Source organism: Streptosporangium sp. NPDC000396, from assembly GCF_042898655.1.
Taxonomy (GTDB): domain Bacteria; phylum Actinomycetota; class Actinomycetes; order Streptosporangiales; family Streptosporangiaceae; genus Streptosporangium.
On the sequence record NZ_JBIAZA010000023.1, the window covers coordinates 1 to 24,056 of the forward strand.

Sequence of the window (24,056 nt, forward strand, 5' to 3'; positions counted from 1 at the left end):
GCCCCGTGCCCTGGTCGGTCTTGGCCGGGTCGTGTTCGACCTGTGCCTCCAGGCGCAGCGGCCGGGACTCAGGATCCCCGCCGTAGGCGGCGAAGTAGGGTTGAGTGGATGCCAGCGTCCACAGCCCGGACACCGACTGCCCCGGAGAGGCCGACAGGTCGGAGACCACCGGCTTGGAGGTGTCCACCCTCGTGGCCTGCCATGCCGACCACGCGCCCGCCACGCCGGAAGAGGTCAGCACCCGCACCCGCCAGCGGATCAGCCAGCCGTCCTTGAGTTTGTCGGGGGTGACCGTGGGGGTCTGCAGCCAGCACCTGCTGGTGGTGTAGCAGCCGCTCGACGAGACCTCGCCGGTGCCGGACCAGATCAGCCCCGTGCCCTGGTCGGTCTTCGCCGGGTCGTGTTCGACCTGCGCCTCCAGCCGCAGCGGCCGCGACTCCGCATCCCCGCCATAAGCCGAGAACGACGGCTGGGTCGAGGGCAGTGTCCACAGCCCGGACACCGACTGCCCCGGAGACGCCGACACTTCCGACACCACCGGAAGTGCGCCAGCCGTGACAGCCGACACGGCCTGCGTCCAGGGGACGGAGGCCTGCTCCGTGCTCTCATGGCCGTTAAGCGCCCGCGGAGAACTCTTTCGGATACCAGCGCCCTCTGTGCGAACACCGTTGAGCCGTCTGTCGTTCGCCGCCTGCGCTGATCCGTTGACGGTCGAGGACGATTCCCAGGTCAGCGGTGGCGGCGTGTTCAGCCCCTTCGAGGCCGGCTTGTCCACCACCTCACGGGGTGTCTCCAGCGGAAGCGCACCCTTGGGCCGCTTGCCGTTGTCATCGGGTTTTCCCTTGCTTTGCGGCTGAGTGACGGCTGCGTCGACGAGGTGCGGCAGTTTTTCCGCGGACCCGGAATTCTGAACGGGAACCTTGTCGACAGAACCTGAAGATGGAGAATCGGGGATCGCAAGCTGAGTAGGAGACGGATCTACGGTGACCGCCTGTACCTCCATCGCGAGAAAACTCGGAGTGAGAGCCACAGTCGCGGCCAAGACGACGCGGCTCACCCATCTCGATGGCCCATTGCTTCCGAGCCCGAACCGACTCCGACCCAACACACTGGCACCCGTGCGAGCACGCCGCATGGCCACGCCCACTCTCTCGTAGACCGAGACGACCCAATGGCCTCAGTCGCATCCCCGTAAGCTCCGTGTAAAGAACGCCACAGATATACACAGAACAGGCAAGCCAGAACTAGACCTTGACAACCCTCTGGGAGGTAAAACAGGAGACGTTCGGCGGGAACCACTTCGAGGATTCGGGCAGCTCACATGCGTTCCAGGCCAGCAGATCCAGAAAGGAGTGTGACGGAGATCACAGAGGAAGGTGCAATTTCCCGAAGCGGTCGCAAGCGAAGGATCTCGCCTGGTGGAATCCGCTGGATCACGAAACACCGCACACATACGGCGCCAATTCCGGGGCGGTGTAAGGTTGACTTGCTCTTCTTTAGCTGCCGGCTGGGGTCGTGAATGCCGCTGTTGAGCGACTCGATAAGCTGGAGCAAATTTGCCAGTCGCCATATCACATGGCTGACTACTGACCGCTCAGTTTTCGTGCGGCGATTCGCACGTAGACGGCTGATATGTTCGCCCAGGGCTTGTCGAATCTGGAGTTTGCCAAGTACCTGCGGGTCACGATCGATCCGAGAATGAACGCTGCAGGCCCCGCGGCCGAGACCCCCGGCAAGGGAGATCCAGCCGCAATCCGAACTTGATCTCAGCGAGAAAGGGCCACCTGCATGACTGAAGAGACACCCGAGCCGAAAACGCTCAAGCACGCATCGACGCCTGATGAATCAGACAGTGGCGATCTCGTCATATTGGGCGCCGTGATCATTGCGGGAGCACTCTCGATCGCCTTTATCGCGCTCATGGCCGAGAATGGAGAGCCACCCCTCCGAGTGACCCTGATCTGCCTCGTCACCGCACTGATTGGCATGGCGTTGCGGCTTGAGGCGGCCATACGCAAAGGGCCGCGACAATAGCAGCGCCCGCAGACCGTTGCTCAGGACAATGGGAGCGCCACCCGCTTGATCGTCCTCAGCGGCAGCGCGAACATGGGATCTCCACGCCGGATGAAGGTGTGTGAACCGGGTGGATGAGTGAGGCGTCCAACAAACCCCCAGTCGTCTCAGCAGCCACGCCATGGGCTATCCGCCACCGCAGGACCCGTACGGGCAGCAGCAGCCCTATGGCCACCCGTGCAACCAGAGACAGGCCCGCACTTGTACGGCCAGCCAGGCGGCTACTATCCCGTGTCATACGCGCAGACCGGCCCGCACTATGCGCCGCCCTACCAGACCCGGCCCTACAGCCAGCCTTATATTCCGGTACCGCAGGGTGGGGGTGCCGAATATCGTGTCTCCTCATGCGACCTGGGCGTATTCATGTAGGAGGTCGCCGAGGCGGTGGCCTGCTGGGCCTTCGCTCTGCTGGCCGTCCGAGCGGCCGTGAACTGCCGGTACACCAGATCAGGCGCGGCCTGCCGTTTCCCGGCTCTGGTCAACCACCGGGGCTCGCGGCGCCGGCGTACGACCAGACCAAGCTCGGCCATCCGGGCAGCCACCGTGTTGACCGAGATCCGCCACCCCTGCTGATGCATGTCACGGGTGATTCGTGGGGATCCGTAGGTGCCGGCCGAGGCCTGGAAGCTGGCCACGATCACCTCATCCAGCCGTTCTTGCCTATGCGATGCCAGAACGGGGCAGGGCGGTTGACCTGGTCTTCTAGGCTCGGCACTCGTGCTATTCCGTCTTCTGTATTTGCTGGTGGGTCGGGTGTTCGGCTGGCTGGTGCTGCTCGCTCGGGGCGGCGCGTCCAAAGAGGTGGAGATCTTGGTGTTGCGGCATGAGGTCGCGGTGCTGCGTCGCCAGGTCGTCCAGCCCAGGCCGGACTGGGCTGATCGGGCGTTGCTGGCCAGGCTGTTACCCGCTGACCTTCGGCTACATCGCATCGTGACGCCTGGCACGCTGCTCTCCTGGCACCGCAGGCTGGTCAAGAAGAAATGGACCTACCCCGCCAAGCATGGCCGGCCCCCAATCTCTGAGGAGATCCGCGATCTGATCGTCCGGTTGGCGCGGGAGAATCCACGCTGGGGGCATCGGCGTATCCAGGGCGGGCTCCTCGGTCTTGGGTACCGGGCGGGGGAGGGGACGATCCGCCAGGTGTTGGCGGCGGCGGGGCTTGGGCCCGCGCCGCGCCAGGCTTCACCGACCTGGCGTCAGTTCCTCATCGCTCAAGCCTCCGGCATCCTCGCATGCGACTTTCTCCACGTCGATACGGTGTTTCTCAAACGCCTGTACGTGTTGTTCATCATGGAGATCGAAACGCGGCGCGTATATATTCTCGGTGTCACGGCTCATCCAACCGGTGCCTGGACGGCGCAGCAGGCGCGCAACCTACTGATGGAGCTGGGCGCACGAGCCGATCGATTTCGGTTTCTGATCCGCGACCGGGACGCCAAGTTCACCGGAGGCTTTGACACGATGTTCGCCGGTGCAGGTGTGCGGGTCCTCAAAGGGCCGCCCCGCTCACCGCAGGCGAACGCGTTCGCCGAGCGGTTCGTCGGCACGCTCCGGCGCGAATGCCTCGATCACCTTCTGGTTCACGGTGAGCGGCATCTGCGACGAGTACTGGCCGATTATGAGCGCCACTACAACTGGCACAGGCCGCATCAGACCCTGTCACTACATAAACCCACGCACGACCCGGCCGAAGTGGTCGATCTCACGGCTCGAATAAAGCGACGGAGCGCTGTCTGCGGCCTGATCCACGAGTATCGCAGAGCCGCTTGACACCGTGTGAAACCGCAGGCCAGCGCTATGAGCGAGTTTTTGCACCGGACAGGCCACCACCTCACCCTGCACCCACGAGCGATCCAGGAAACCCTCGACACGGCCCGCGCCGAACAAACCCGCCCCGCCTGGCGCGACCGATACGTCATCCGGTGCGGCATCGAGGCGACCGTCCATCAAGCCGTCAGGGTCACCGGCCTGCGCCGCGCCCGCTACCGAGGCATCAAGAAAGTCCACCTCGAACACATCGCCTCCGCCATCACCGTCAACCTCATCCGGCTGAACTCCTGGTGGAACGGCCACCATCTGGAACGGAAACGCACCAGCCACCTGGTCCGACTCGAACCAGCCCTTACCGCCTGAAACGAATTAACCAGCAGAGCCGTACAGGCTACCAGCGTGCATGGCTGACGGCGTGCATCTAATGACCGTCCAGCCGCACGGCGAGGCGCTGTCCGGCAGGGTCGCGACCGAGCTGGAAGGTAACGCCGGCGACGGCGATGAACCCGGCCGGCGTTCGGAACAGTCCTAACCTGCCTGTGGCATTGACCCCTTTTCGCGCCCTGGTGAGAATAGTGCCCCATTGCCGGAGTATTACCCTGGGCAGCCCGCCAGGTCGTGGTGCGCCCCCTGGGTCAACAGCCAGGTGACCGGCCGCCATCAAGCCCGCCAGTGGCCCTGGCGGGTAGGGCCGAGCCAGGCCGTGAACCCTACTGCGGCCGTCTAGCGGTGGAAGGGCAGGGGCGCTCGAGTGCAGTCGCCACGGGGCACGGGAAGGCTGATCGGCTGGTGGGCGATCGCGGTGACACTGCTGGAGCTGGTCGACGCGGCCGCGTGGACTCCCCGGTACGCGGCCACCACCGGCAGCCTCCTCCAGGCCCTGGCACAGAGCTTGGCCTCATCGCTGCCCTGGGTACTGGTGGACATCGCGGTGTTGTGGCTGACATTCCGTTTCCCGATCCAGCGCTCGGGGCTGGTGGTGTCGCTTCTGGTTCACCTGGGCGCCTTTCTGGCCGCGATGGCGGCGCTGGCCGGCCGGACCGTAGTGTTGAACGATCTCATGGCCTGGTCGCCCTCACCGATCGATTTCCAGGCCAAGTTCACCGACTACCTGCTGGCGAATCTGACCATCTACCTCACCTGGCTGGGCACCGCGCACGCGGTCCGCTACTACGCCCTGCATCAGGAAAGACAGGCGCAACTCGCCCGCGCCCAGCAGGAGCTGACCCGCGCCGAGCTCGCCGCGCTGCGCTCGCAGATCCAGCCGCATTTCCTGTTCAACGCGCTGAACGCCATCGTAGCTCTGATACACGAAGACCCCCTGCGCGCCGAGCAGATGATCATACGGCTGAGCACGCTGCTCCGCCGCTCGCTGGACAGCGACCACGCGCAAGAGGTGCCGCTGAGCACCGACCTGCAGACCCTACGGGCCTATCTGGAGATAGAAACGGTTCGTTTCGAAGACCGGCTATCGGTGCGCTGGGACATCGATCCAGCGGTGCTGAACGCGCTGATCCCGCCGCTGCTGCTGCAGCCCCTGGCGGAGAACGCCATCCGCCATGGCCTGATGCCCCGCCTGGCTCCAGGCGAGGTGTGCATCAGCGCCCGGCCCCACCAGGACCGGCTTCATCTGAGCGTTTGCGACGACGGCGTCGGCATGCCCGCACAGCCGTCCGCGGGAATCGGCCTGGCCAACGTACGCGCACGACTCGCTCACCTCTACGGCTCTGCTCACACGTTCGAGGTGCTCCCTCGGCACGAAGGTGGCGTGATGGTCACGATCCACCTGCCTTTACGGATGGAGGCGTTGTGATCTCTACCCTGGTGGTCGATGACGAGCCCTTAGCGCGCCGCCGCCTGTGCCACCTGCTGACGGCGCATGACGACATCGAGGTGGCGGCCAGCTGTGAGTCGATACAAGCGGCCGTCTCCGCCGTCGAGCAATACCAACCCGATCTGATCTTTCTTGACATTCAGATGCCCGAGGGCAACGGCTTTGAGATATTCAACCGGCTCTGCGAGTCGCAGGTTCCCGCCGTCGTCTTTGTCACGGCCTTCAGCGAGTATGCCGCGCAAGCTTTCGACATCGAGGCAGTCGACTATCTGCTTAAGCCTTGTGACCGGGATCGGCTGGCCACCAGCGTGGCCCGGGTGCGCTCCTTCTTGAATACGCGGAAGGAACGCTCGGTCCGTCCTTTGAAGCGCATCCCCATCGAGACTGCTGGACGCATTCGCCTGATCGAGGTCGAGGAGATCGACTTTGTCCGCGCCGACAACGGCTACCTTCGCATCCACGCCGGCTCGCGGACCTTCCTGACCCGGGTCAGCCTCGCTCAGCTGCACCAGTCCTTGGACCCGGCGGACTTCCTGCGCATTCACCGCTCCCTCATCGTCCGGCTCGACCGGGTCTGTGAGGTGGAGATTCTGCGTCACGGCGAGCTCCGCCTCACCCTGGCCGATGGCCAGACGCTCATCTCCGGGCGCGCCTACAGAGACCGCCTACGCGCCGCCCTCGGCCTGTCTATCTGACACCTGCTCCCGTTGGGCAGCCGAACGCACCCGTTCACCGCACTCACCATGTCACCAGGGTGACGCCGCCCCTATTCTCGGCGCGAAAAGGCCTCGATGTAGAAAAATTCCGTTTTCTGCATCGTGCAGCCGACTTGCCCTGATCGCGCGCCGTAGGCAGACCATCAGTTCCTGCGTCGAAACGCGATCACACGCCGAAAAGAAGGGGACTCATCTAATGCTCACCAGTTGTTTTGCTCTCTATGACTGAGGTGTGTGTGAGCAAGTTGCGCAGATCAGCGGGGGCCCGATCGCGATCGAGGCGGCAAGTCGCGCTGGCAACGGTGCTAACGGTGACAGCATCGCTGCTGATAGCGGGTACACAAGCGGCCGACGCCGAGCCTGAGCCGACCGCTGACCCGAGCACATCCGCCCCGGTCGTAACCACCTTCCCCCGCCCGGAAGACCCGGACGCATCCTTACGGGCCGCCATCCAAAAGGCGAAGGAACAGAACAAGCCCGTCGCGGTCGAGACGGCATACACCGAATCCTCTCGCACCTGGGCGTATCCCGATGGGCATCTGACACTGCAGTCGTACGCAGGACCGTCTCAGCTGAAGCAGTCCGACGGCACGTGGGGATGGATCGACACCAACCTGGTCGAGCAAAATGGTGTTCTCAAGCCCAAACTGGCCAAGGCCTCCATCGAGTTCTCACTCGGCGGTGATGGCCCTTTCGCGTCTATGGAACGCGACAAGGGACAGCGGCTCGCACTCTCGTGGCTGCGTGACCTGCCGCGACCCGAAGTCACTGGCAACGTCGCCCGATACAGCGACGCCGCCGGTCCTGGGACGGACCTGGTCGTCACCGCGCTACCGACCGGATTCCGGCACGACGTGGTACTGCGTGAACGGCCGACGGGGTCACTAGAAGTCCGGATCCCGGTCGAGGCCGAAGGCCTGACTCTCGCCGAAGGCAAGAGGGGACGGGGCCTCACCCTTACCGACCGGAAGGGCAAGCAGGTGGCGTCGGCCCCGGAGCCGGTGATCATCGATGCCGGCCCCACGCCGGCTGAGACGAAGACCGGAAAGGCGACACCCCCGAAAGCCGGAAAGATCGACGTTCAGGTCGTGAAGGAGAAAGGGCGGCAACTGCTCGTCCTGACCCCGGATCCGGCGTTCCTCCAAGATCCCCAAACGCGATACCCGCTCACCCTGGATCCGACCACCTCATTGACCTTGCAGAGCGACCTGGTGGTGAGCCAGCGGCCCGACGCGGACACCTCGCCGGCGGCGCAATATCTCAGAGTCGGCATGGGCAAGGGAATCGGGGACACCGAGCTGAGCTACAGCCACTCGCTGCTCAAATTCGACACCAGCGGGCTCACCGGCCGGTCGGTCGGCAGCGCCCGCTTGGACGTCTACTCCAATCAGCGGGTCGCCTGCCGTTGGTTCGGCCCAGGCGGTGTCGAGGTCAAACGCATCACCTCGCCGTGGTCGTCCACGGGCGTGACGTGGGCTGACCGTCCGGCAGCGACCCACTTCGGGTCGTCGGTACAGCTGTGCCCGAACGCGCCGGAGCTGGATGAGAACGACCAGTGGATCCCCATGAACTTCACGTGGGACATCACCGCGATGGCCAACGCCTGGGCCACCGGCCAGGCGAACGAGGGCTTGCAGCTGTCGGCCTACACCGAGTTCGAGAACCGCCCCACCGGCAGCGGGTTCGACGTCTACTTCCACTCCGCGGAGAAGACCGGCGGTACGGCTCCTAAACTCACTGCCTCCTACTTCCTGCCGCCGGAGATCCCGACGGTCACGGCTGAGTCCATCGACTCCATGACTGGCAATGACGCGATCGCTCGCAGCCAGAACGTGAAGGTCGGCTTCAAGTCCAGCGTGCCCGAGAACAGGCCGCTGGACTACACCGTGACCGTCAACGACTCCACGATGACGCCGCCGCCCAACTACCCGAGCGGGCACGTGGCCCACTGGAAGTTCGACGAGGCCTCCAACGCCACCGCCGCGGCGGATGCGAGCGGTAACGGCTTCACCGCCACCTACCAGGGTGCGAAACACGCGGCTGTCACCGGGCGAGTTGCTGGAGCAACGGAGCTGAACGGCAGCGGTACTGCCGACACCTATGCGGCGACCGGCAATGCCGTACTGCGAACCAACGCCAGCTACACCGTCAGCACGTGGGTCCGCATCAACGAGAACGCCGAACACTTCCAGAGCATCGCCAGCCAGGACGCCCCGAGCAAGAAGGGCTTCCAGCTCGAATACGTTGGCGGCAGCTGGCAAAAATGGCGCCTGTACGCGGGGAACAACACCAGCACGCCCGGCTATGGGGTGTTCATCGACTCCAACAAGCAGGCCAAGGGCGGAACCTGGACCCACGTGGTCGGCATGTACGACGCCAGCGCGGGCAAGCTCCGCCTCTACGTCGACGGCGTCCTTGCCGCCGAAGGCGACTACCAGACGAGCACCGATGCGGCCGGCCCCTTCGTCATCGGTCACCAGTTGAACGACATCGACTACCTGCAGGGCGCCGTCGATGACATGCGGGTCTACCAGCGCGCCCTGACCGCCAAGGAGGTCAAGGACCTCTACGGCGAGGTAGCCGCGACCAGCTACAACGCCAAGCCCTCCGGGCAGGTGATCGATCAGACTTTCCAACTGCACAACCCGGCCAGCCTCAAGTTCGTCGTGCGCGCCTGCCGTAGCGGTGTCACTCCGCCTAGCTGCAATGAGAGCCCGGCCTACCGGCTCACCTCGGACGCGCCGATGCTCCCGACGGACACCGAAACCGGCATGGCTGACCCTACCCAGCCGATTCTGTCCGGGATGGTCAATCGTCCTTCCGGCGGGCCAGTGACCGCCAAGTACTACCTGTACAACGCGGCAGGCGCCCCGGTCGGAGCCGCTCCACTCGGTACACGCGCCGTCAACGGCGGCGAGCGCGCCTCCTTCCAGATACCGGCAGGCACTGTTCAACCTGGAAGCACGTACACGTGGCAGATGGTGGCCTGCGCTGTCGGTCAAGGCGGCGGAACAGAGCCCGGTCCCCAGCCCACGCCGACCCCCACTCCCACACCAACACCCACATCAACTCCTACGCCGACCCCCACTCCCACGCCGACCCCTACGCCAACCCCGACTCCGACACCCGTCCCGAACCGCTATGAGGCCGAGTCGGCACAGCTGACCGGGTTCACGCCATTGGCCCAACTGCCTGCAGGAACGTCCGGCACAGCGGTTCGCAGTAGCAGCGCAAATTCCAGCATCACCTGGGCCGTGAATTGGGACACCTACGGCGTCCGGTTGCGACTTCGGTACATCAGTCCCGCCGGTCCCAGTTCCGTAGAGTTGTCCATCAACGGTGGTACGAAGTACCCCGTCGATCTGCCCACTGCCACCACATGGACCGATATCGACATTCAGACCGGGAGCAGGCCCAGCACGGTTGCCGTCTCGCTGGTCAACAGCGCAGAGCTGGGGATGGACTACCTACAGCTCGTTCCACTGTCCGGCCTTCGCGCACCGACAACCATCGAAGTGCCAGGTAAGACGCCCCTAGCTGCCACGACCGAGGGTGAGACGGAGGAAGTCTGCACGTCCAAGACTCCCGCGGTCTCCTTCACCACGCCAGGCACGCCGCCGCCAGACCCTGTCGAGAACGTTCAGACTCTGACGCTGGGCAAGGATAGCTTCGTCATCAAGACCGCCAAGACAGACCCCGCCGCCTGCAACGGCGCCCCCTGCATGGTGACAGACTCGACCACCATGCAGATCGGCGGCACCGGCATCGACAAGATGGCGACGGTGCTCGGGTTCAAGCTGGACGAACTTCCTGACGGCTCTGGTGTGTCTGAAGGCATTCTCAAACTTGGCACGCCGACTTGCTCAGCGGGGACGTGTCCGACGGAGGCGGTCATCACGGCAACGCCTTTGAAGAGCGCTGTTACGGGTGAGACAAAGGGACCCGACCTGGCTGGCGACGCGGACGCGAACACTACGCCGTTTTCGCTACAACTCAGCGATCCCCAAGTCGACATTGCAGGCAGCGAGTATCAATGGCTGTTGCTGACATCCAATAAGGACGAGGTCATCACCTTCGGCAACGGAGCGGCCGATCAACCGTCCTTAGCGCTCACCTACATGCCTCCCGGTTCTCCCAGTAAGGTGCTCAACCTGGTCACTCAGGGAGGAGACGCCAGCGCGAATGCTAGTTGGGGCTTGCCAGAGAGCAATGGCAGTATCGCTCTGCTGGATGGTTACGACGTCGAGGTCGTCCGCCAGGACGGCGGCGTAGTCAAAACCTTGGAGGTCAAGGAGCCTTACGCTACTATTCCGGGCCTAGCCAATGGCAATACGTACACCGTGAAGGTGCGGGCTAAGACGGCGTTCGGCATGGGCGAATGGGTATCGGCTCCCGTCGCCACCCAGGTTATACCTCCGCCTCCCATTAAGGGTGGCAGCGGGGGCGGGATACCATGCACGTCGCCCGATTTCCGTTCAAGCTCAACAGGCCTGAATGCTGCCGAGTCGGGTGCTCAGGCGTACAGTGATCGGGTCAGGGCCTACTACCAGGCGCAGGACGCTGTTCTGGAAGGGCGTGCGGACACCATCTGGGAGGCGCCAGGCGTGACCGCTGACGCACCGAGCACCGCGAAGCTTTCTCTCCTGAACACACGGTTGGTCGCTGCGCGTAATGCCCTGGAGCAAGCAGGCGAAAGGCGCGTAAACTCTCAAGTCGCGCTGGACAACGTAGTTGTGAGCGCGGGCTCTGATGGCGCGGTCAGCGTGACCGCAAGGGTCTCCCGTACGTGGGACACGGAGAGAGTGCCATCAAATACTGTTAGTGCCTCTGCGGTGTCGAAGAGCGCTGGACAGATCGAGCCGAGTAGCCCGACTATCGACGTATTCGTTTTTGATCGATGCGGTGATGTCAGCATCATTCAGGTTCCGAATGACCTGTATGAAGATCCCACTGATGCGAACGACAAGGGCAAGACGTCCGCTGGCGGCGCCTCTGGCCCCAGATCTCCGGAGGGGTGGAAGGACGAAAAGACATGTGCTGACGGGGCCTGCAGGTATGAGCTGTTCGGCTGGAACGACCTTACGAAGGGAATCACTTTCGAGGCAGGCGGAGTTCTTCGATGGGATTATCAGGACCGTCAGAGCTATTTCCCCTTCAACGTGCATGAGTTCTCCGCGTGGACGTGGGCCAAGCCCACTGGATCGTTCGGAAAGAGCAAGGTCGATAAGCTTATCCTCAAGAACCTGCAACTTGGGCTTTCGGCCAACCTCGCATTAACGACCCTTGGAGTGTCTCCATCTATTTCTTGGCCTCCGGCGCTCAGTCCTACAGAGGGCGGGGAAAGCGCTGGGATTTCATGGCCGTCGCCGCCGGCCGGGGTTAAGCAAATGATCCCTGAGCCAATCAAGTTCTCTACCACGTGCGGTAATATTCTTTGTCTAGGATTCGTTAGGGCGAAATATTCTGTAACGGCCCAATTGGGCGTTCTGGTGGACTGCTCCAAGGGCGCTACAAAACCTGACCAGTGCAAGTACCGTCCCAAGACGATCGCTATGTGGCCAAGCCACATGTGGGCCAAAACTGTATGGCCTTATGTTCTCTAACTGTCCAACGGGTTAGGGGGATCTAGACAGATGGGCACGTGAGTTATGTGTCCACCTGTCTAGATCAACGTTAATATATGTGAGGCTTGAAGTATGGCTGGTTCGGCAAGACGAGTTTACGGTCGATGGATTTTTTTTGTGCCGGCTGCGTGTATTTGCTACAATCGCTGGCGCGCTAGGCGGGTTCTATAAGCTGAAGCATCAATCGGCTGCCTTGGTAGAGATATATGAACCTGCAATGCAGATAGCTCATCCTGAATATCTAATTACCGTTGGACGGGTCACCGATTATCGCTTTCGGCGTTTGAAATGAGTTTGCCCTTCAATGCGAATTCGCTATACCCGCCTGTTATGCACACGCGTGCGCCGATTGGTGGTAGTCTCGATTTGGGTATATTCGGAGGATTGTCGGCAGCCAATCTTCCCTCCACTTGCATGAGCGGACGCCTTGATTCGATGCGTGCAGTCGATGTTGCCAGGCAAAACAAAATGGAGGCAGCCAGACAATTAAGAAACTTCCAGAAGGCGCGTTCAGTTCAGTCATCGTCGAGTTTGTGGCGCCGATAAGTGAGGATCGCTTGGGAGAAATAGTGGGGCGAGATGCTCTGAGTTCCGACGCGGTCTACCTCTTTCTTTCGCCACTGTCAAGTAAGAGGGATGGGCTTGTTTATTAGCGTCCGTGTGTTGTTTCTGAGGAGCTGTGCAGGCGGAGTTCCGCCGTCGCTCTTTATCATCGCTGGGCTGCCCAGCTGGGAGAGGCTGAACGGGGCAAACTAGGCCTACTTAGCCTGGACTTGAATTCTCTCAAGCTAGCAGCATCCAGATGACAAATATTTGCTGCCGTCGGCTACTCGTTTCCCAGCAGTTTGCTCCGAAAGATAATTGATGATCCTGCTGTGCGCGCGATTCGAGTCGTCGAAAGTACTTTTGGAGCCTAATTCGTGATGAAGCAGGTATTGAGAGTGCGAGGATCGCCTTGACGAGCTGACCTGCGAGAAGTGGGCAGCGGTGGAGTTTGCGCAGAATACACAAGGCCTTCAACTGTGCGTTAGAGCGTTAGCCCGGTCCGCGGAGTTTGGCGTGGGCGGCGTTGGTGGTCTTCTGTGAGGCCGGCTTTTGTGGCCCTTGTATGGCACGCGCACGTACTCATCGGCACTGATGTAGCCCTTGCCGGCGGGAGTGATCAGCCCTGAGTCCTTCAGGCCGCGCATGATGCCCCAGGTCCGGGCGGCCTTCAGATCGTGCACCTATCCGGGCAGTGAGTCCAAGGTCTACAGCAGCATGCGGGACTCTAAGAAGAACGGCTCTGGCGCGAAGTGGTGGTGACGCTCTGTGCGTGGTGCGGAAAGATGATCATGGTGTGACTCTGAGATTGTGAATGTCCTGCTGCCGTTGGCAGCAGTGGTGGTCGAGCAGCAGGCCAGCAGGGACGTGGGCGGATGCGGTCGAGTGCTCGGGAGTAATGTAATGCTGAAGGTCTACGCCAAGTACATCGACGGCCAACGTGACGTGGCCAGCCAGCGGATCCTGGATGCTCTCGCCGCGTGAGACATCGTAAGAACACCGAGTACACGAAGGGTCTCGGATCGCACCGGGACCCTTCGCGGTGCTTGGTGGTGATCATCCTCTGTGAAGGCGACGATGCCACCATCCGTCGGAGTACTGCGGGTAGCGACGTGGTCGGGGATCGGGGAGAGTTCGGCGATAGAACTCGTCATCCAGCCTCGACACGATCCGTGAGAGGTCTCGCCTCGCCGATCGGCTAAGACGCCGGAGCGCGTATTCCAGGGTGTCACGGGCTTGGATCGGATCGCAGCACGGGCAAGCCGCTTCGAGTACGTAGAGGTAGCGGCCGGGCTGCCGTAGGAACCCCTTGTATTCGGCGAAGGCCGCAGCAACGCCTCCGGGTCCTAAGTGCCGGTGCTGGCGTTCGATTCGTGCGATGGCTGCACAGGTCCGGCCGGAGACACCGGGGATCTGGATGGGTGAACGATGGCTTGGGAAGGCCGCCCACAGGTGCGCACGCAGGGCGCTCGGCCGTCTACGCGGCATCGGCCTTTCGGGTCGTCATGGACCGCATGGTGCCATACCTCGACATCGCGGACCACTCCGCGGCGTGCCCCGAAGGACTCGAAACCATCCCGCGGACCTCCGAAACCCTCGGCTCCACCTGGGGAAATGCGTCCAAGAGCATTCCGCGTATGTTCCGCGACCACTGGCATACGGTTGCATCTGACCGCCTGCGGCTGCGTGAGCCGTGCAGGCCGCACACATGCAAAAGACCAGGTCAACAGCTAGATGACCTGGTCTTGGTGGCGCGCCCTGCGGGATTCGAACCTAATGACTCCGTACGCCCCCGAGTTCACCGACTCGGGCACTCGCCCCTGATGCCTCGATTCGAACCGGAGCGTGACTCCTTACCGCAGGCCGTGCGCGATGGGGCGAGGAGGTCTGGCGGGTGGTGGTCGATGGGGACCGAGTAAACGCCTGAGTCGGTACCGGGCCCGGAGCCCTCTGCTAAGGCAGTGCGCCTCGGTCCCTCTCGATCACCGCCCGCCTTTCGGCCCCTTTTCGCCATGATCGTGGCGTGAGCCAGCCGCAGGAGACACCGCTTTTGTCTACCGGGGCCTTCGAGCCCTTGCGCAGCGTGCGGGCCTGCGGCCGGCTGGGGCCACGAACTGCTTATCGGATGTCGAGCCGTCGAGCTCTCTCATTAGGGCGTGGCGTGCCCCTGCGCGGCTCACCTGCCGCTACGACCGACGAAGGAGATGCTGTTGACGGTGACATGTGGGATCGACTGGGCGGAAAAGCACCACGACGTCGCCCTGGTCGACCAGGCCGGCAGGCTGGTGGCCAAACGACGCATCAGCGACGACGCCCGCGGCTGGCGGACGCTGGTCGAGCTGCTGGCCGAACACGGTGACCACCCCGATGAGCAGATCCCGGTGGCGATCGAGACCAGCCGTGGGCTGCTGGTGTCCTGCCTGCGCGCCACCGGCCGCAAGGTGTATGCGATCAACCCGCTGGCCGTGGCCCGCTACCGCGAACGCCACACCGTCGCCCGCGCCAAGTCCGACCACGCCGACGCCATAACCTTGACCAACATCCTGCGCGTCGACGCCGACCACCACCGGCCACTGCCACAGGACTCCGAGCTGGTGCAGGCGATCGCGGTGCTGGCTCGCGCGCAGCAGGACGCGGTGTGGAACCGCCAGCAGCTGGCCAACCAGCTGCGCTCGCTGCTGCGGGAGTACTTTCCCGCGACGTTGAAGGCCTTCCACGTCAAGAACATCGGCCTGACCTCCCGTGAGGCTCGTGCCGTCCTGCAGGCGGCACCTACGCCCACCGCGGCCGCCAAGCTCACCGCCCGCCGATTGCACGCCCTGCTGCGCGCCTCCGGTCGGCAGCGCAACATCGAGACCTGGGCCGACCGGCTGCAGGCGCTGTTTCGTGAAGAACACCTTCGCCGGCTCCCGTTGGTGGAGGAGGCGCTCGGCCGCCAGGCCCAGGCCCTGCTGCTGCAGTTGGACGCGGCCTGCCGCGCCGTCGACGATCTGGCCGAGGCCACCAGCGAGGCCTTCCATCAGCATCCCGACGCTGAGATCATCACCAGCTTTCCGGGTCTGGCGGACCTGACCGGTGCCCGCGTGCTGGCCGGGATCGGCGACGACCGCACCCGCTTCGCCGATGCCCGCGCGCTGAAGGCTTACGCCGGCGCGGCGCCCATCACCCGTGCCTCCGGCAAGAGCCTGGTCGTCCACCACCGCAAGGTGAAGAACCAGCGCCTGGCGGCCGCCGGGTACGTGTGGGCCTTCGCCTCTTTGAGAGCCGCAGGTCCCCGAGCGCACTACGACCGCCGGCGAGATGACGGCGACCGGCACTCCAGCGCGCTGCGCAACACCTTCAACCGGATGCTCGGCTGCCTGTTCCACTGCCTGCAGAAACGCAAGGAGTACGAAGAATCATCGGCGTTTCCAGTTCGCCGGAACGTCATAGCCTGACGCCTCGGGTGCGGACAATCAGGTCAAGAGCGCTGATTGTCCAGCAGGTGCCATGGCAAGACAACCGGCTCTGCCGGGAGGTCTCCGCCGATGAGACGTTCCATCAATGGAGCAAGTCCCGCTGGCACGACCAGTTCAGTTGCCGAGGCGAGCTCAGATGGCGTCCACCAGTGGAAACGATCGGTCACTGCGCGCTCTTCCTCGTCCATACCGGAGGTATCCACCTTCAGTCCGTGCACGCGCAGCACGAAGTAGGAGTCGTGCCCGGAAAAGACCTCGCCGTGCATGGACCATGTTCCTGCACACGTTGCCACGACCGCTCCAAGAGCCTCGGGGGCTGCAACATGACCAAGCTCCTCCCGTAGTTCTCTGGCGGCCGCCTGCTGCGGGGTTTCCCCGGGATCGATAGCGCCTCCCGGCGTGAACCATGCGTAGAAAGGGTTCTCCACCTGCAGCAATAAGCCGCGGTAGAGCAGAATCCGATCGAGGTGGTCGATCAGCAGCACCCGGGCTGATGACCGGAAGATCATCTTGTACATAGAAACGATCATATGGAGGGCGGAGACACCAGCCGGCACGCTCGGAAACCCGCTCGACAGAGGAAGCCGCGGGTTCAAATCTCATTCATATGGCGGCTACGGCTTGACGTCTTAGGCAGATCGGATGTCTGCGACCGTCGGATTAGAAGTGGATCGCCGTTTCTTGGCTTGGTAGCGCGATGAACTGCTGTCAATCCGTGTGATCTTGCAGGGGAGGGGTGGGTATTCCGCACATGTTCCGGATCTTGCTTCTGACCCCGGAGGGTTAGGGCTCGCCGAGGAATAAATCGTTGATTCACAGGTCATCCGCCCAGTTCAGAAGCATGTGAACCTGCGGGTTATTTAGCGGCGAGCCCTTAGTGGTGCGAGCGGCCGCTCATGGCACATGCCATGCATCCAGGACCACCGAGTGCCCTGTCCAGATCACACATGACCCTGGCGAGTCGTTCCGCGTCTTCCTGCGGGAACTGCTCGACGGGCGTGCCGGCCGCGAAGTGTTCACCGACCATGTAGATGTGGTCGCGCAGGACTGCTGCGGTCTCCCGATCCAGTCGGAGAATGATCTCGTCCACGCGGTCAGCCTACTGCCGACGGTTTTACAGAGGGCTGTGTTCCAGATGCTGACAGGATCTCTGACCTGGGCGGAAGTCTCTTCCTAGATCTCAACCGCAGAAGATCATCCCGCATATATCCCGCAGCGGCTATCGATCGAGCTCGGCGCGCCGGGCGCGCTCTCGCAGCCGACGTGGGCGGCGGTCGTACTGACCGGCGTATGACCTCTCAGCTCTGTCGATGAGCCGCGCCTGCGGGGCTGAGGCGTACTCGTAGAGCTCGACTTCGAACGGATCACGGTCATGCTCGATCAACCGGGCTAGCGCCTTACGGTCCTGCTCGATGGAACCTCGGCCCCGAACCTGTTCACGCCACTTCTCTGCGCTCACCCAGGCTTCGTCCATGCCCTCACCGTAGTCGCGGTGCCAGACGAGTGGAGTCCGAGAGCGTCGGAGTCTCCGCGAGACTCGGGTGGCTCAGCCTAATCACCCACCTTTGCCAGCCCATCCGCAGATGAAACATGCTGGATCCGAATCCAGACCTTCGGATTAAAAGATCCACTTCGAGTCGTTCTAGATAGTCCAATGCAGGTCAGAGGGCGTGGGTGGTCCATCCTGAACGCCTGTGAACGGCCTCGTATTGTAACCCGAACTGCAACCCAGGCGGCCTGGCTGGTCCTGATCCTTCGTGGCGGAGCAGCTACTCGACTTTTATGTGAATCGTTCGGCATTGACATGTACTGCGATCGGGATACTGGTATGCCCCAGTGCCATGTCCAATGACATTGCCTGATTTGTCCTTGAGTACCAGGTCTACGGTGCCCTCATGAACCTCAACACCGCTGATACCCAGCATTGCGAGCGCGCCCTCGTACGTTGGCGTGGAGTAGGCGGGATCGTCCAAGGGAAGGGTCACGCACGGATGTCCTTTCGAGCAAACATCCAGGGTCTGAGCGCGATTAGCCAGCGCGCGGGAAGCGTCAGCATAGAAGTAGTAGCCGGGGCAAGGCTTGCAATTGACGGTGTGCGAGCAACTGGTCAGCGCGATCATGAGGCCGAGCACATGCATTGCGCCGATCCGCCAGGAGAACCGGCGATTTACCCTCATGATTCCACCGTAGTTGGGATCGCTTCCTGGGACGAGAGTCAAGGATTCTGGGCTCTCGCGAGATTGATCCTCCAGCCGCTGCCTTTCTATGACCGAGTCAACGCTCGCGTGCCTGGCCACGCGATTTGAGGACCCCGCTATCCGGTGAGCCGGTGCTGAGGAACGAAGCGCCGGATCGTCGATCGCCCCGGACCACGAACGGAGACCAGCCATCGTCAGGCGATCGTAGGGCTGCATATGTGCGGCGGTGCGACGCCGGCGTCGGTGAGTTCGCTCAGTACGGCGGGTGCGGTGGTCGGCGGTGCGGCCCGAGCTGCCGCCGTTCGAGACCGGCGCCCACGCCGCACGCCCGGGCGACGGGCAGGCGGCGGGCCGGGTACGGCGGCGCGCCGCGCCGCCGCCTTGATACCCATGAGAACAATTCGGCAGTGATCCGGGATGAGCGGCGCTCGGTGTGTGGGCGGCTGGTAGAACGCTGGGTGTGGAGGATCGTCGGGATCGCCTGCGGGCGCTGGGTGAGCTGTTTCGGCAACTGCGCAAGGATGCCGGGCTGACCGGTAAGGATCTGGCGGTGCGGGCCGGGGTGGCGCAGCCGACGATCTCTCGGATTGAGACCGGGCGGCTGCTTCCGGTTCCGGAAACGGTGGATCGGCTCGTTGAGGCGCTGGGCCTGGACGAAGCAACCCGCGGGAAATTGGACACCCTACTCGTGCGGCTGCGCGATGAGGTCTCCCGCCTCAGAGGTGGGCTTGCGGGCCGGGAGGCGGCGAATGCTGCCCGGCTGCGGTCGGCTCGCCGGGTGGTGTCGTTTCAGTCGGCGATGATCCCGGCGTTGTTGCAGACGGGGGAGTACGCCCGGTTGGCGCTGGCGATTGGCCGGGACATGGATGAAGAGGATGCGGCGAGGGCTGCGGCGGTTCGGGTAGAGGCGCAGGTGGTCTTGTTCGAGTCCGGTCGGGAGTTCTCCTTTGTTCTGACTGAGGCGGCTGAACGCGCTGGCCACGGGGTGGACGTGATGCTGAGGGTCTACGCGAAGTGCATCGACGGACAGCGTGAGGTGGCCAACCGCCGGATAGAGGATGCGTTGACGGTGTGATCACGGGTTCCAGCATCGAACCGGACCAAGGGCCTCGGTCTCCCCGGGGTCCTTTGGTCCGGGTGCGGAGTCTGCCTTCAGCGCTCCGGAACCGCTTGCCCAACTGCGAAATGAGTCGTGGGGTATTTCACCCGTTCCGTTGGCTTTCCGGAGTGTGGATCTTTCGAGAACTGCGGTGTCTCGCTTTCACATGGTCTCGTTGTGCACGAGCAGCAGGAACGTCCGAGCGTAGGACAGGCCTTCGGCCGGCCGGGGCCAGTCCAGATCGGTCAGCATCTCCGAGGCCGCCTCGTGGCGGACGCCGTTGACCCGGATCTCGGCGGTCTCGGTGTCCTTGCTGCCGCCGAAGAACGCCTTGATGCCGATCAGGTGGTCGCGATCGAACGTGCCCTCCAGCACCGGGGCCAGGCGGGACAGAAGCGGATTGTTCACCGCCCAGTGCTGGACGGCCAGAAAGTCGTCACCGGTACCCCATCCGATGACACCGCCGTGGATGGCATGCCAGCCGGGGAATCCGTCGGGCGCATCGGAGGCGAAGTGCCCGGCGAAGGAGCCGTCCTGGCTGAGAAGTTCGAGAAGAGCGCTGCCGGTGGTGCCAAGCCAGAGCTGGATCGCGCGGTTCACAGCCTCTTCGGGGGTGCCGCCGTATCCCGCGACGCAGTCGCTGATCGTGGTGTCCTCGGGCCGGTCGACATTGAGAACGAAATCGAGATCGAGGCGGCCGGGATTGCCAGTGTGATCCTTGCCGAGAACGATGGCGACCGAGCCGGATTCTTTGACCATGCCATCCGTGACGTGCCAGGGCTTGTTTGTGGCATCGGACAAATGCCGGGCGACCATGCTCAACACGACCTCGTCCGGCAGCCGGTCACCGTCCATGACGACTCTTCCTTCGCGTTTCACCGTGATCGTTACAGAGCAGACCGTACCGCACGGCAGGCAGCCGCCACCGTTGTGTCTGATCATCTACTCCCTCTTCAAGCCGTATGGCGTGAGGCCGCCGACTTGTCCGTTCGCTGCCGCTCCAGCCATAGGCCGCTGAGCGGGCCGGTTAGGGCTCGGACGCGATGTTGCGGCCCCACATCGAGTGCATCGACGGGTAGTGGGAGGCGGATACCGAAGGGGGCGCGTCGGCAGTGTGATCACGGAATGCGGTGTCGGGTCGGATCAAGGGCCTCGGTCTCCCAGGACCCTTTCGGCGGGGGGACGGAATCCGTCCCCCGTCACTCCGGATCCGCTTGCCGACCTGGGGGAACGGGCTGCAGAGCATTCCGTGTATGTTCCGCGACCAGTGGCGTGCGGCTGCTCACGGCTGCCTCCGACTGCATGGGGGCGTCCATCCCGGAACATGAGAAAGACCAGGTCAGAGTGCAGATGACCTGGTCCTGGTTGCGCGCCCTGCAGGATTCGAACCTGCGACCGTCGGATTAGAAGTCCGGTGCTCTATCCAGCTGAGCTAAGGGCGCCTGATTTAGTTGTTTGACATGCGGTTTCGCCGACTGAGAGCTAGCGAACGGCAGACGCACGCTAAGGGTAGAGCATAGGATCCGCTCACGCCGCCACCCGGAAACAGGATAGATCACCGTGGCTGCTGGTCCTACTTGCTTCCTAGGCTCTCGTCCGGGAATCTGCTAATCGGCCCAACAGCACGATCATCTCCTGCACGCAGACGGGGTACCTGTCCTGCGCGTACCTAGAGCATCATTCCATGCCCGAGCGGGTGGATCGATATCCGTGTCTCCGGCCTGGCCGGACTGCGCTACACCAGCGACGTCCGTACAGGGTGGTGGCCGCGAGTCGGGCGTCAGCTTCCTCCTCGTCTCAGCGAGCGCGAAGGAACGCCATCAGATCGTCCATGCCGCTCATGCCCGCCGAGCCGTGTGATCGTCCGCAGGCGGACACGGAGACGCCCCCACCTGGACGGGGCAGGGGCGCCGTGCTGTTCATCTACCTGGTGGCGAGCTCCGGCCAGCCGTGCACGTCGATCCCGACGCCGCCGAGGTAGGCTGCGATGCCCGCCGCGGTGTACGGCACCGTGTTGTCCGGCAGCCGATCCGCCGGCACCCAGTCGACCCTGCCGCACTTGTGCGGTTCGGCGTTCACCACCTCGCCGTCCCATCTTGACGCAGCGAAGAACATCCCCACCCGGGGCTTGCCTTCGGGTGGCAGATGGTGGACGACAGTCGCTGGCTGCAGATCGGCCGGGTTGATGACGACGCCGACCTCTTCGTGAGCCTCGCGGATGGCGCACTCCACCACGGTCTCGCCCTCCTCCAGATGGCCGGACGGCAGGCAATACCAGCCGTCGCGATACCCGGTGCCCTCACGCAGGCACAGCAGGATCTGATCGCCGCGCTGCAGGATCACGTGGACATCGACGGTGACCTGATACCGCTCTGCCATAGTGGGCCTCCTGGTGGTGCGAGCGTTGCCCGCGTGACGATAGTCGACGGATGCGGTCGATGATGGCCGTAGCGGCGACTTGCGGTGGAGCCTCCCCGGTGTCGATGCGGTAGTACGGCGGGAACCCGTCCTCGGTGAGAGCCTCGGTAGTTCTTCGTACAGCTGGGCCTCGACCGCGCTGGATCCGTCGTACTCGAACCGCGAGTGCACCCCGCGGACGGTTAGCCGCGCCTCCAGCACGTCCGGTCATGCGAGTTGTGTGAGTCACGCAAGGTGCATGAAGTCGTGGAAATCATGAGAAATTCGAGCATGTGGAGAGATGTTCGGTTGCATCAGCCGTCCCTCCAGGCGCAGCCGGTTCATCAAACGCGTTTCCCCCACTGGTCGGACCGGTCTAGGCTCGGGTGGCATGTTCGCCGCCACGCTCCAAGAGGAGATTCCCCTGCTGGGCGGTGATGTGACCGACGGGGTGGTTCGGGTCGGTGACACCGTCCGCAGGCCCACCCGGTCTTCCACGCGTTCGGTGCACGCGTTGCTGCGGCATCTTGAGGCGGTCGGGTTCGACGGGGCGCCTCGGGTGGTGGGCCTGGACGACCTGGGCAGGGAGATCCTGACCTATGTCGACGGTGACTCCGCGGCCAGGCCGCTGCCGGCCTATGCGGTCACCGGCGAGTCGCTGGCCGCCCTGGCGACTCTGTTACGGCGTTTCCATGACGCCTCGGCGAGTTTCGTCCCGCCGCCGCACGCTGTCTGGGAGGCCGGGTCCAATGACGACGCGGCGCCGGAGCTGATCGGCCACTGCGACATCACCCTCGACAACGTGATCTTCCGCGATGGGACCCCCTCGGCGCTGATCGACTTCGACATGGCCCGGCCGACGACCCGGCTGTTCGACGTGGTGACCACCCTGCGGCACTGGGGCCCGATCGCCGATCCCGTCGATCTGGAGCCGCTCCAGCGTTCCCTGGAGATCGGCCCTCGGCTGCGCCTGTTCTGCGACGCGTACGGCCTGGCGCCACGGGATCGCCGCCGCCTCCTCGACCTCGCCAGGCTCCGCTTCGACCGCTCCTATCACGCCATGCGCGCCAAGGCAGTCACCGTCGGCGGCGGCTGGGCCCGCATGTGGGCGGGAGGCGCGGGGGAGCGCATCCGGCGGGCCTGCGCGTGGCTCGAAAACAACCAGGACGAGCTTCATGCCCATCTCATCTGACCGATCCTCGCCCAGGCGGGCCAAGGCTGACCGATCCTTCTCCGGGCGGGTCAAGGCTGACCGAGTCTCCTCCAGGCGGGCTGAGGCGCTGGGGATGCTCGCGGGGGTCGCGCTCGACGCCGTGCTCGCCGACCCGCAGCGCGGGCATCCGGTGGCGCTGTTCGGACGGGCCGCCGCCGCGCTGGAGAAGCGGGTGTACGGCGACGCCCGGCCCAACGGGGTCCTCTACGTGGGGTTGTGCGTCGCCCCGGCGGCCTTGCTGGGGTTTGTCACGACCCGGGTGGGGAACCCGGTGATGCGGGGCGCGTTGAGCGCCGTGGCGACCTGGTCGGTGCTGGGCGGCACGACTCTGGGGCGCGAGGGCGTGGCCATGGCGGAGCTTCTGGAGGCCGGTGACCTCGCCTCGGCGCGCGCGAGGTTGTCGCACCTGTGCGGGCGTGACCCCTCGCTGCTTGAGGAGCCCGAGCTGGCCAGGGCGACCGTCGAGTCGATCGCGGAGAACACGTCCGACGCCGTCGTGGCGCCGCTGTTCTGGGGTGCGGTGGCGGGGGTTCCGGGGCTGCTGGCCTACCGGGCGATCAACACGCTGGACGCGATGGTCGGTCACCGCAACGCCCGTTATGAGCGTTTCGGGTGGGCCGCGGCGCGGCTCGACGACGTGGCCAACTTCGTCCCGGCGCGGATCACCGGGTTGCTCACGGCTCTCAACGCCCCCGTGGTCGGCGGCTCGGTCCGCCGGTCGGCGGCCATGCTGGGAAGAGACGGCCACCGTCATCCTAGTCCCAACGCGGGCCGGTGCGAGGCGGCCTTCGCCGGGGCGCTGGACGTCACGCTCGGCGGCGCCAACGTCTACGGCGACCGGGTGGAGCACCGGCCCGAGATGGGTGACGGGCCCAAGCCGTCGGTCAAGGACATCCGCAGGTCCGTACGGCTGGCACGGGCGGTGGGTCTCACCGCCGCGGGCCTGGCCGTCCTCGCGGCCTTCCGGGGTTCGCGAAGGTAGTCCCGCCGACCGGCCGTGGCCCGCTCCGAGCGGAGGGGAGCCGCTCCGGCGGGGCTGTGGATGCGGGCGACCTGGGTGAGCGGCGCGGCAGGCCGCGCGTCATGCTGGTCACCATGATTTTCGATCCACTTGAGGAGCCGCTCGTGATC

19 protein-coding genes and 1 tRNA gene are annotated in these 24,056 nt (G+C 64.1%); 11 read left to right on the plus strand and 9 right to left on the minus strand.

What is annotated here, in order from left to right:
* A partial coding sequence (locus ACFY2X_RS31810; protein ID WP_389945552.1) for a hypothetical protein occupies positions 1–526 on the minus strand: 526 nt, incomplete at its 3' end.
* A 1,262-nt stretch (positions 527–1,788) separates the two neighbouring features.
* Between ACFY2X_RS31810 and ACFY2X_RS31815 the strand changes: the two genes are divergently transcribed.
* The gene (locus tag ACFY2X_RS31815; RefSeq protein ID WP_389945555.1) at positions 1,789–2,034 is read left to right on the plus strand and encodes a hypothetical protein; all 246 of its coding nucleotides are present in this window, start codon (positions 1,789–1,791) and stop codon (positions 2,032–2,034) included.
* Between the two features lie 335 nt (positions 2,035–2,369).
* Here the strand turns inward: ACFY2X_RS31815 and ACFY2X_RS31820 are convergent, their stop codons facing one another.
* Positions 2,370–2,870, minus strand: coding sequence for an IS3 family transposase (locus ACFY2X_RS31820; protein WP_389945558.1), 501 nt, complete (start codon positions 2,868–2,870; stop codon positions 2,370–2,372).
* Between ACFY2X_RS31820 and ACFY2X_RS31825 the strand changes: the two genes are divergently transcribed.
* The 7 genes from ACFY2X_RS31825 to ACFY2X_RS31855 all read left to right on the plus strand — a co-directional run bounded on the left by ACFY2X_RS31825 (position 2,791) and on the right by ACFY2X_RS31855 (position 15,997).
* Entirely contained in the window at positions 2,791–3,843 is a 1,053-nt protein-coding gene (locus ACFY2X_RS31825) for an integrase core domain-containing protein (RefSeq protein WP_389945561.1), read from the plus strand. The genes ACFY2X_RS31820 and ACFY2X_RS31825 overlap by 80 nt on opposite strands.
* Before the next feature lie 27 nt (positions 3,844–3,870).
* Entirely contained in the window at positions 3,871–4,206 is a 336-nt protein-coding gene (locus ACFY2X_RS31830) for a transposase (RefSeq protein WP_389945564.1), read from the plus strand.
* A 388-nt stretch (positions 4,207–4,594) separates the two neighbouring features.
* Positions 4,595–5,656, plus strand: coding sequence for a sensor histidine kinase (locus ACFY2X_RS31835; RefSeq protein WP_389945567.1), 1,062 nt, complete (start codon positions 4,595–4,597; stop codon positions 5,654–5,656).
* Positions 5,653–6,372, plus strand: coding sequence for a LytR/AlgR family response regulator transcription factor (locus tag ACFY2X_RS31840; RefSeq protein ID WP_389945570.1), 720 nt, complete (start codon positions 5,653–5,655; stop codon positions 6,370–6,372). The genes ACFY2X_RS31835 and ACFY2X_RS31840 overlap by 4 nt, the downstream gene beginning before the upstream one ends.
* Before the next feature lie 332 nt (positions 6,373–6,704).
* On the plus strand, positions 6,705–11,996 hold the full coding sequence (locus tag ACFY2X_RS31845; protein WP_389945573.1) for a LamG-like jellyroll fold domain-containing protein: 5,292 nt from the start codon (positions 6,705–6,707) through the stop codon (positions 11,994–11,996).
* A gap of 1,392 nt (positions 11,997–13,388) precedes the next feature.
* Positions 13,389–13,544 (plus strand): hypothetical protein, encoded by a 156-nt coding sequence (locus ACFY2X_RS31850; RefSeq protein WP_389945575.1) that lies wholly within the window; start codon positions 13,389–13,391, stop codon positions 13,542–13,544.
* 1,226 nt (positions 13,545–14,770) lie between these two features.
* The gene (locus ACFY2X_RS31855; protein ID WP_389945578.1) at positions 14,771–15,997 is read left to right on the plus strand and encodes an IS110 family transposase; all 1,227 of its coding nucleotides are present in this window, start codon (positions 14,771–14,773) and stop codon (positions 15,995–15,997) included.
* A gap of 23 nt (positions 15,998–16,020) precedes the next feature.
* On the opposite strand, the gene ACFY2X_RS31860 is transcribed toward ACFY2X_RS31855, so the two are convergent.
* The 4 genes from ACFY2X_RS31860 to ACFY2X_RS31875 form a co-directional block, all read right to left on the minus strand.
* Entirely contained in the window at positions 16,021–16,536 is a 516-nt protein-coding gene (locus tag ACFY2X_RS31860; RefSeq protein ID WP_389945582.1) for an NUDIX hydrolase, read from the minus strand.
* Positions 16,537–16,892: 356 nt separating this feature from the next.
* Positions 16,893–17,108, minus strand: coding sequence for a hypothetical protein (locus ACFY2X_RS31865; protein ID WP_389945585.1), 216 nt, complete (start codon positions 17,106–17,108; stop codon positions 16,893–16,895).
* 129 nt (positions 17,109–17,237) lie between these two features.
* On the minus strand, positions 17,238–17,492 hold the full coding sequence (locus ACFY2X_RS31870) for a hypothetical protein (RefSeq protein ID WP_389945588.1): 255 nt from the start codon (positions 17,490–17,492) through the stop codon (positions 17,238–17,240).
* A gap of 295 nt (positions 17,493–17,787) precedes the next feature.
* The gene (locus tag ACFY2X_RS31875; RefSeq protein WP_389945590.1) at positions 17,788–18,195 is read right to left on the minus strand and encodes a hypothetical protein; all 408 of its coding nucleotides are present in this window, start codon (positions 18,193–18,195) and stop codon (positions 17,788–17,790) included.
* 481 nt (positions 18,196–18,676) lie between these two features.
* On the opposite strand from ACFY2X_RS31875, the gene ACFY2X_RS31880 reads away from it, so the two are divergent.
* Entirely contained in the window at positions 18,677–19,291 is a 615-nt protein-coding gene (locus tag ACFY2X_RS31880) for a Scr1 family TA system antitoxin-like transcriptional regulator (protein ID WP_389945593.1), read from the plus strand.
* A 186-nt stretch (positions 19,292–19,477) separates the two neighbouring features.
* Here the strand turns inward: ACFY2X_RS31880 and ACFY2X_RS31885 are convergent, their stop codons facing one another.
* The 3 genes from ACFY2X_RS31885 to ACFY2X_RS31895 all read right to left on the minus strand — a co-directional run bounded on the left by ACFY2X_RS31885 (position 19,478) and on the right by ACFY2X_RS31895 (position 21,694).
* Positions 19,478–20,170 (minus strand): DUF6348 family protein, encoded by a 693-nt coding sequence (locus tag ACFY2X_RS31885; protein WP_389945596.1) that lies wholly within the window; start codon positions 20,168–20,170, stop codon positions 19,478–19,480.
* Between the two features lie 513 nt (positions 20,171–20,683).
* Positions 20,684–20,757: transfer RNA gene (locus tag ACFY2X_RS31890), tRNA-Arg, on the minus strand.
* A 481-nt stretch (positions 20,758–21,238) separates the two neighbouring features.
* Positions 21,239–21,694: an NUDIX domain-containing protein gene (locus ACFY2X_RS31895; RefSeq protein ID WP_389945599.1), complete on the minus strand. Its 456-nt coding sequence runs from the start codon at positions 21,692–21,694 to the stop codon at positions 21,239–21,241.
* A 409-nt stretch (positions 21,695–22,103) separates the two neighbouring features.
* Here ACFY2X_RS31895 and ACFY2X_RS31900 point away from each other — a divergent pair, with 409 nt between their 5' ends.
* Both ACFY2X_RS31900 and ACFY2X_RS31905 read left to right on the plus strand, forming a co-directional pair.
* Complete coding sequence (locus ACFY2X_RS31900) at positions 22,104–22,904, plus strand: phosphotransferase enzyme family protein (protein ID WP_389945601.1); 801 nt, start codon at positions 22,104–22,106, stop codon at positions 22,902–22,904.
* A complete protein-coding gene (locus ACFY2X_RS31905; RefSeq protein WP_389945604.1) occupies positions 22,888–23,907 on the plus strand; it encodes a cobalamin biosynthesis protein in 1,020 nt (339 codons plus the stop codon). Before ACFY2X_RS31900 ends, ACFY2X_RS31905 begins: the two co-directional genes overlap by 17 nt.
* Positions 23,908–24,056 lie beyond the last annotated feature (149 nt).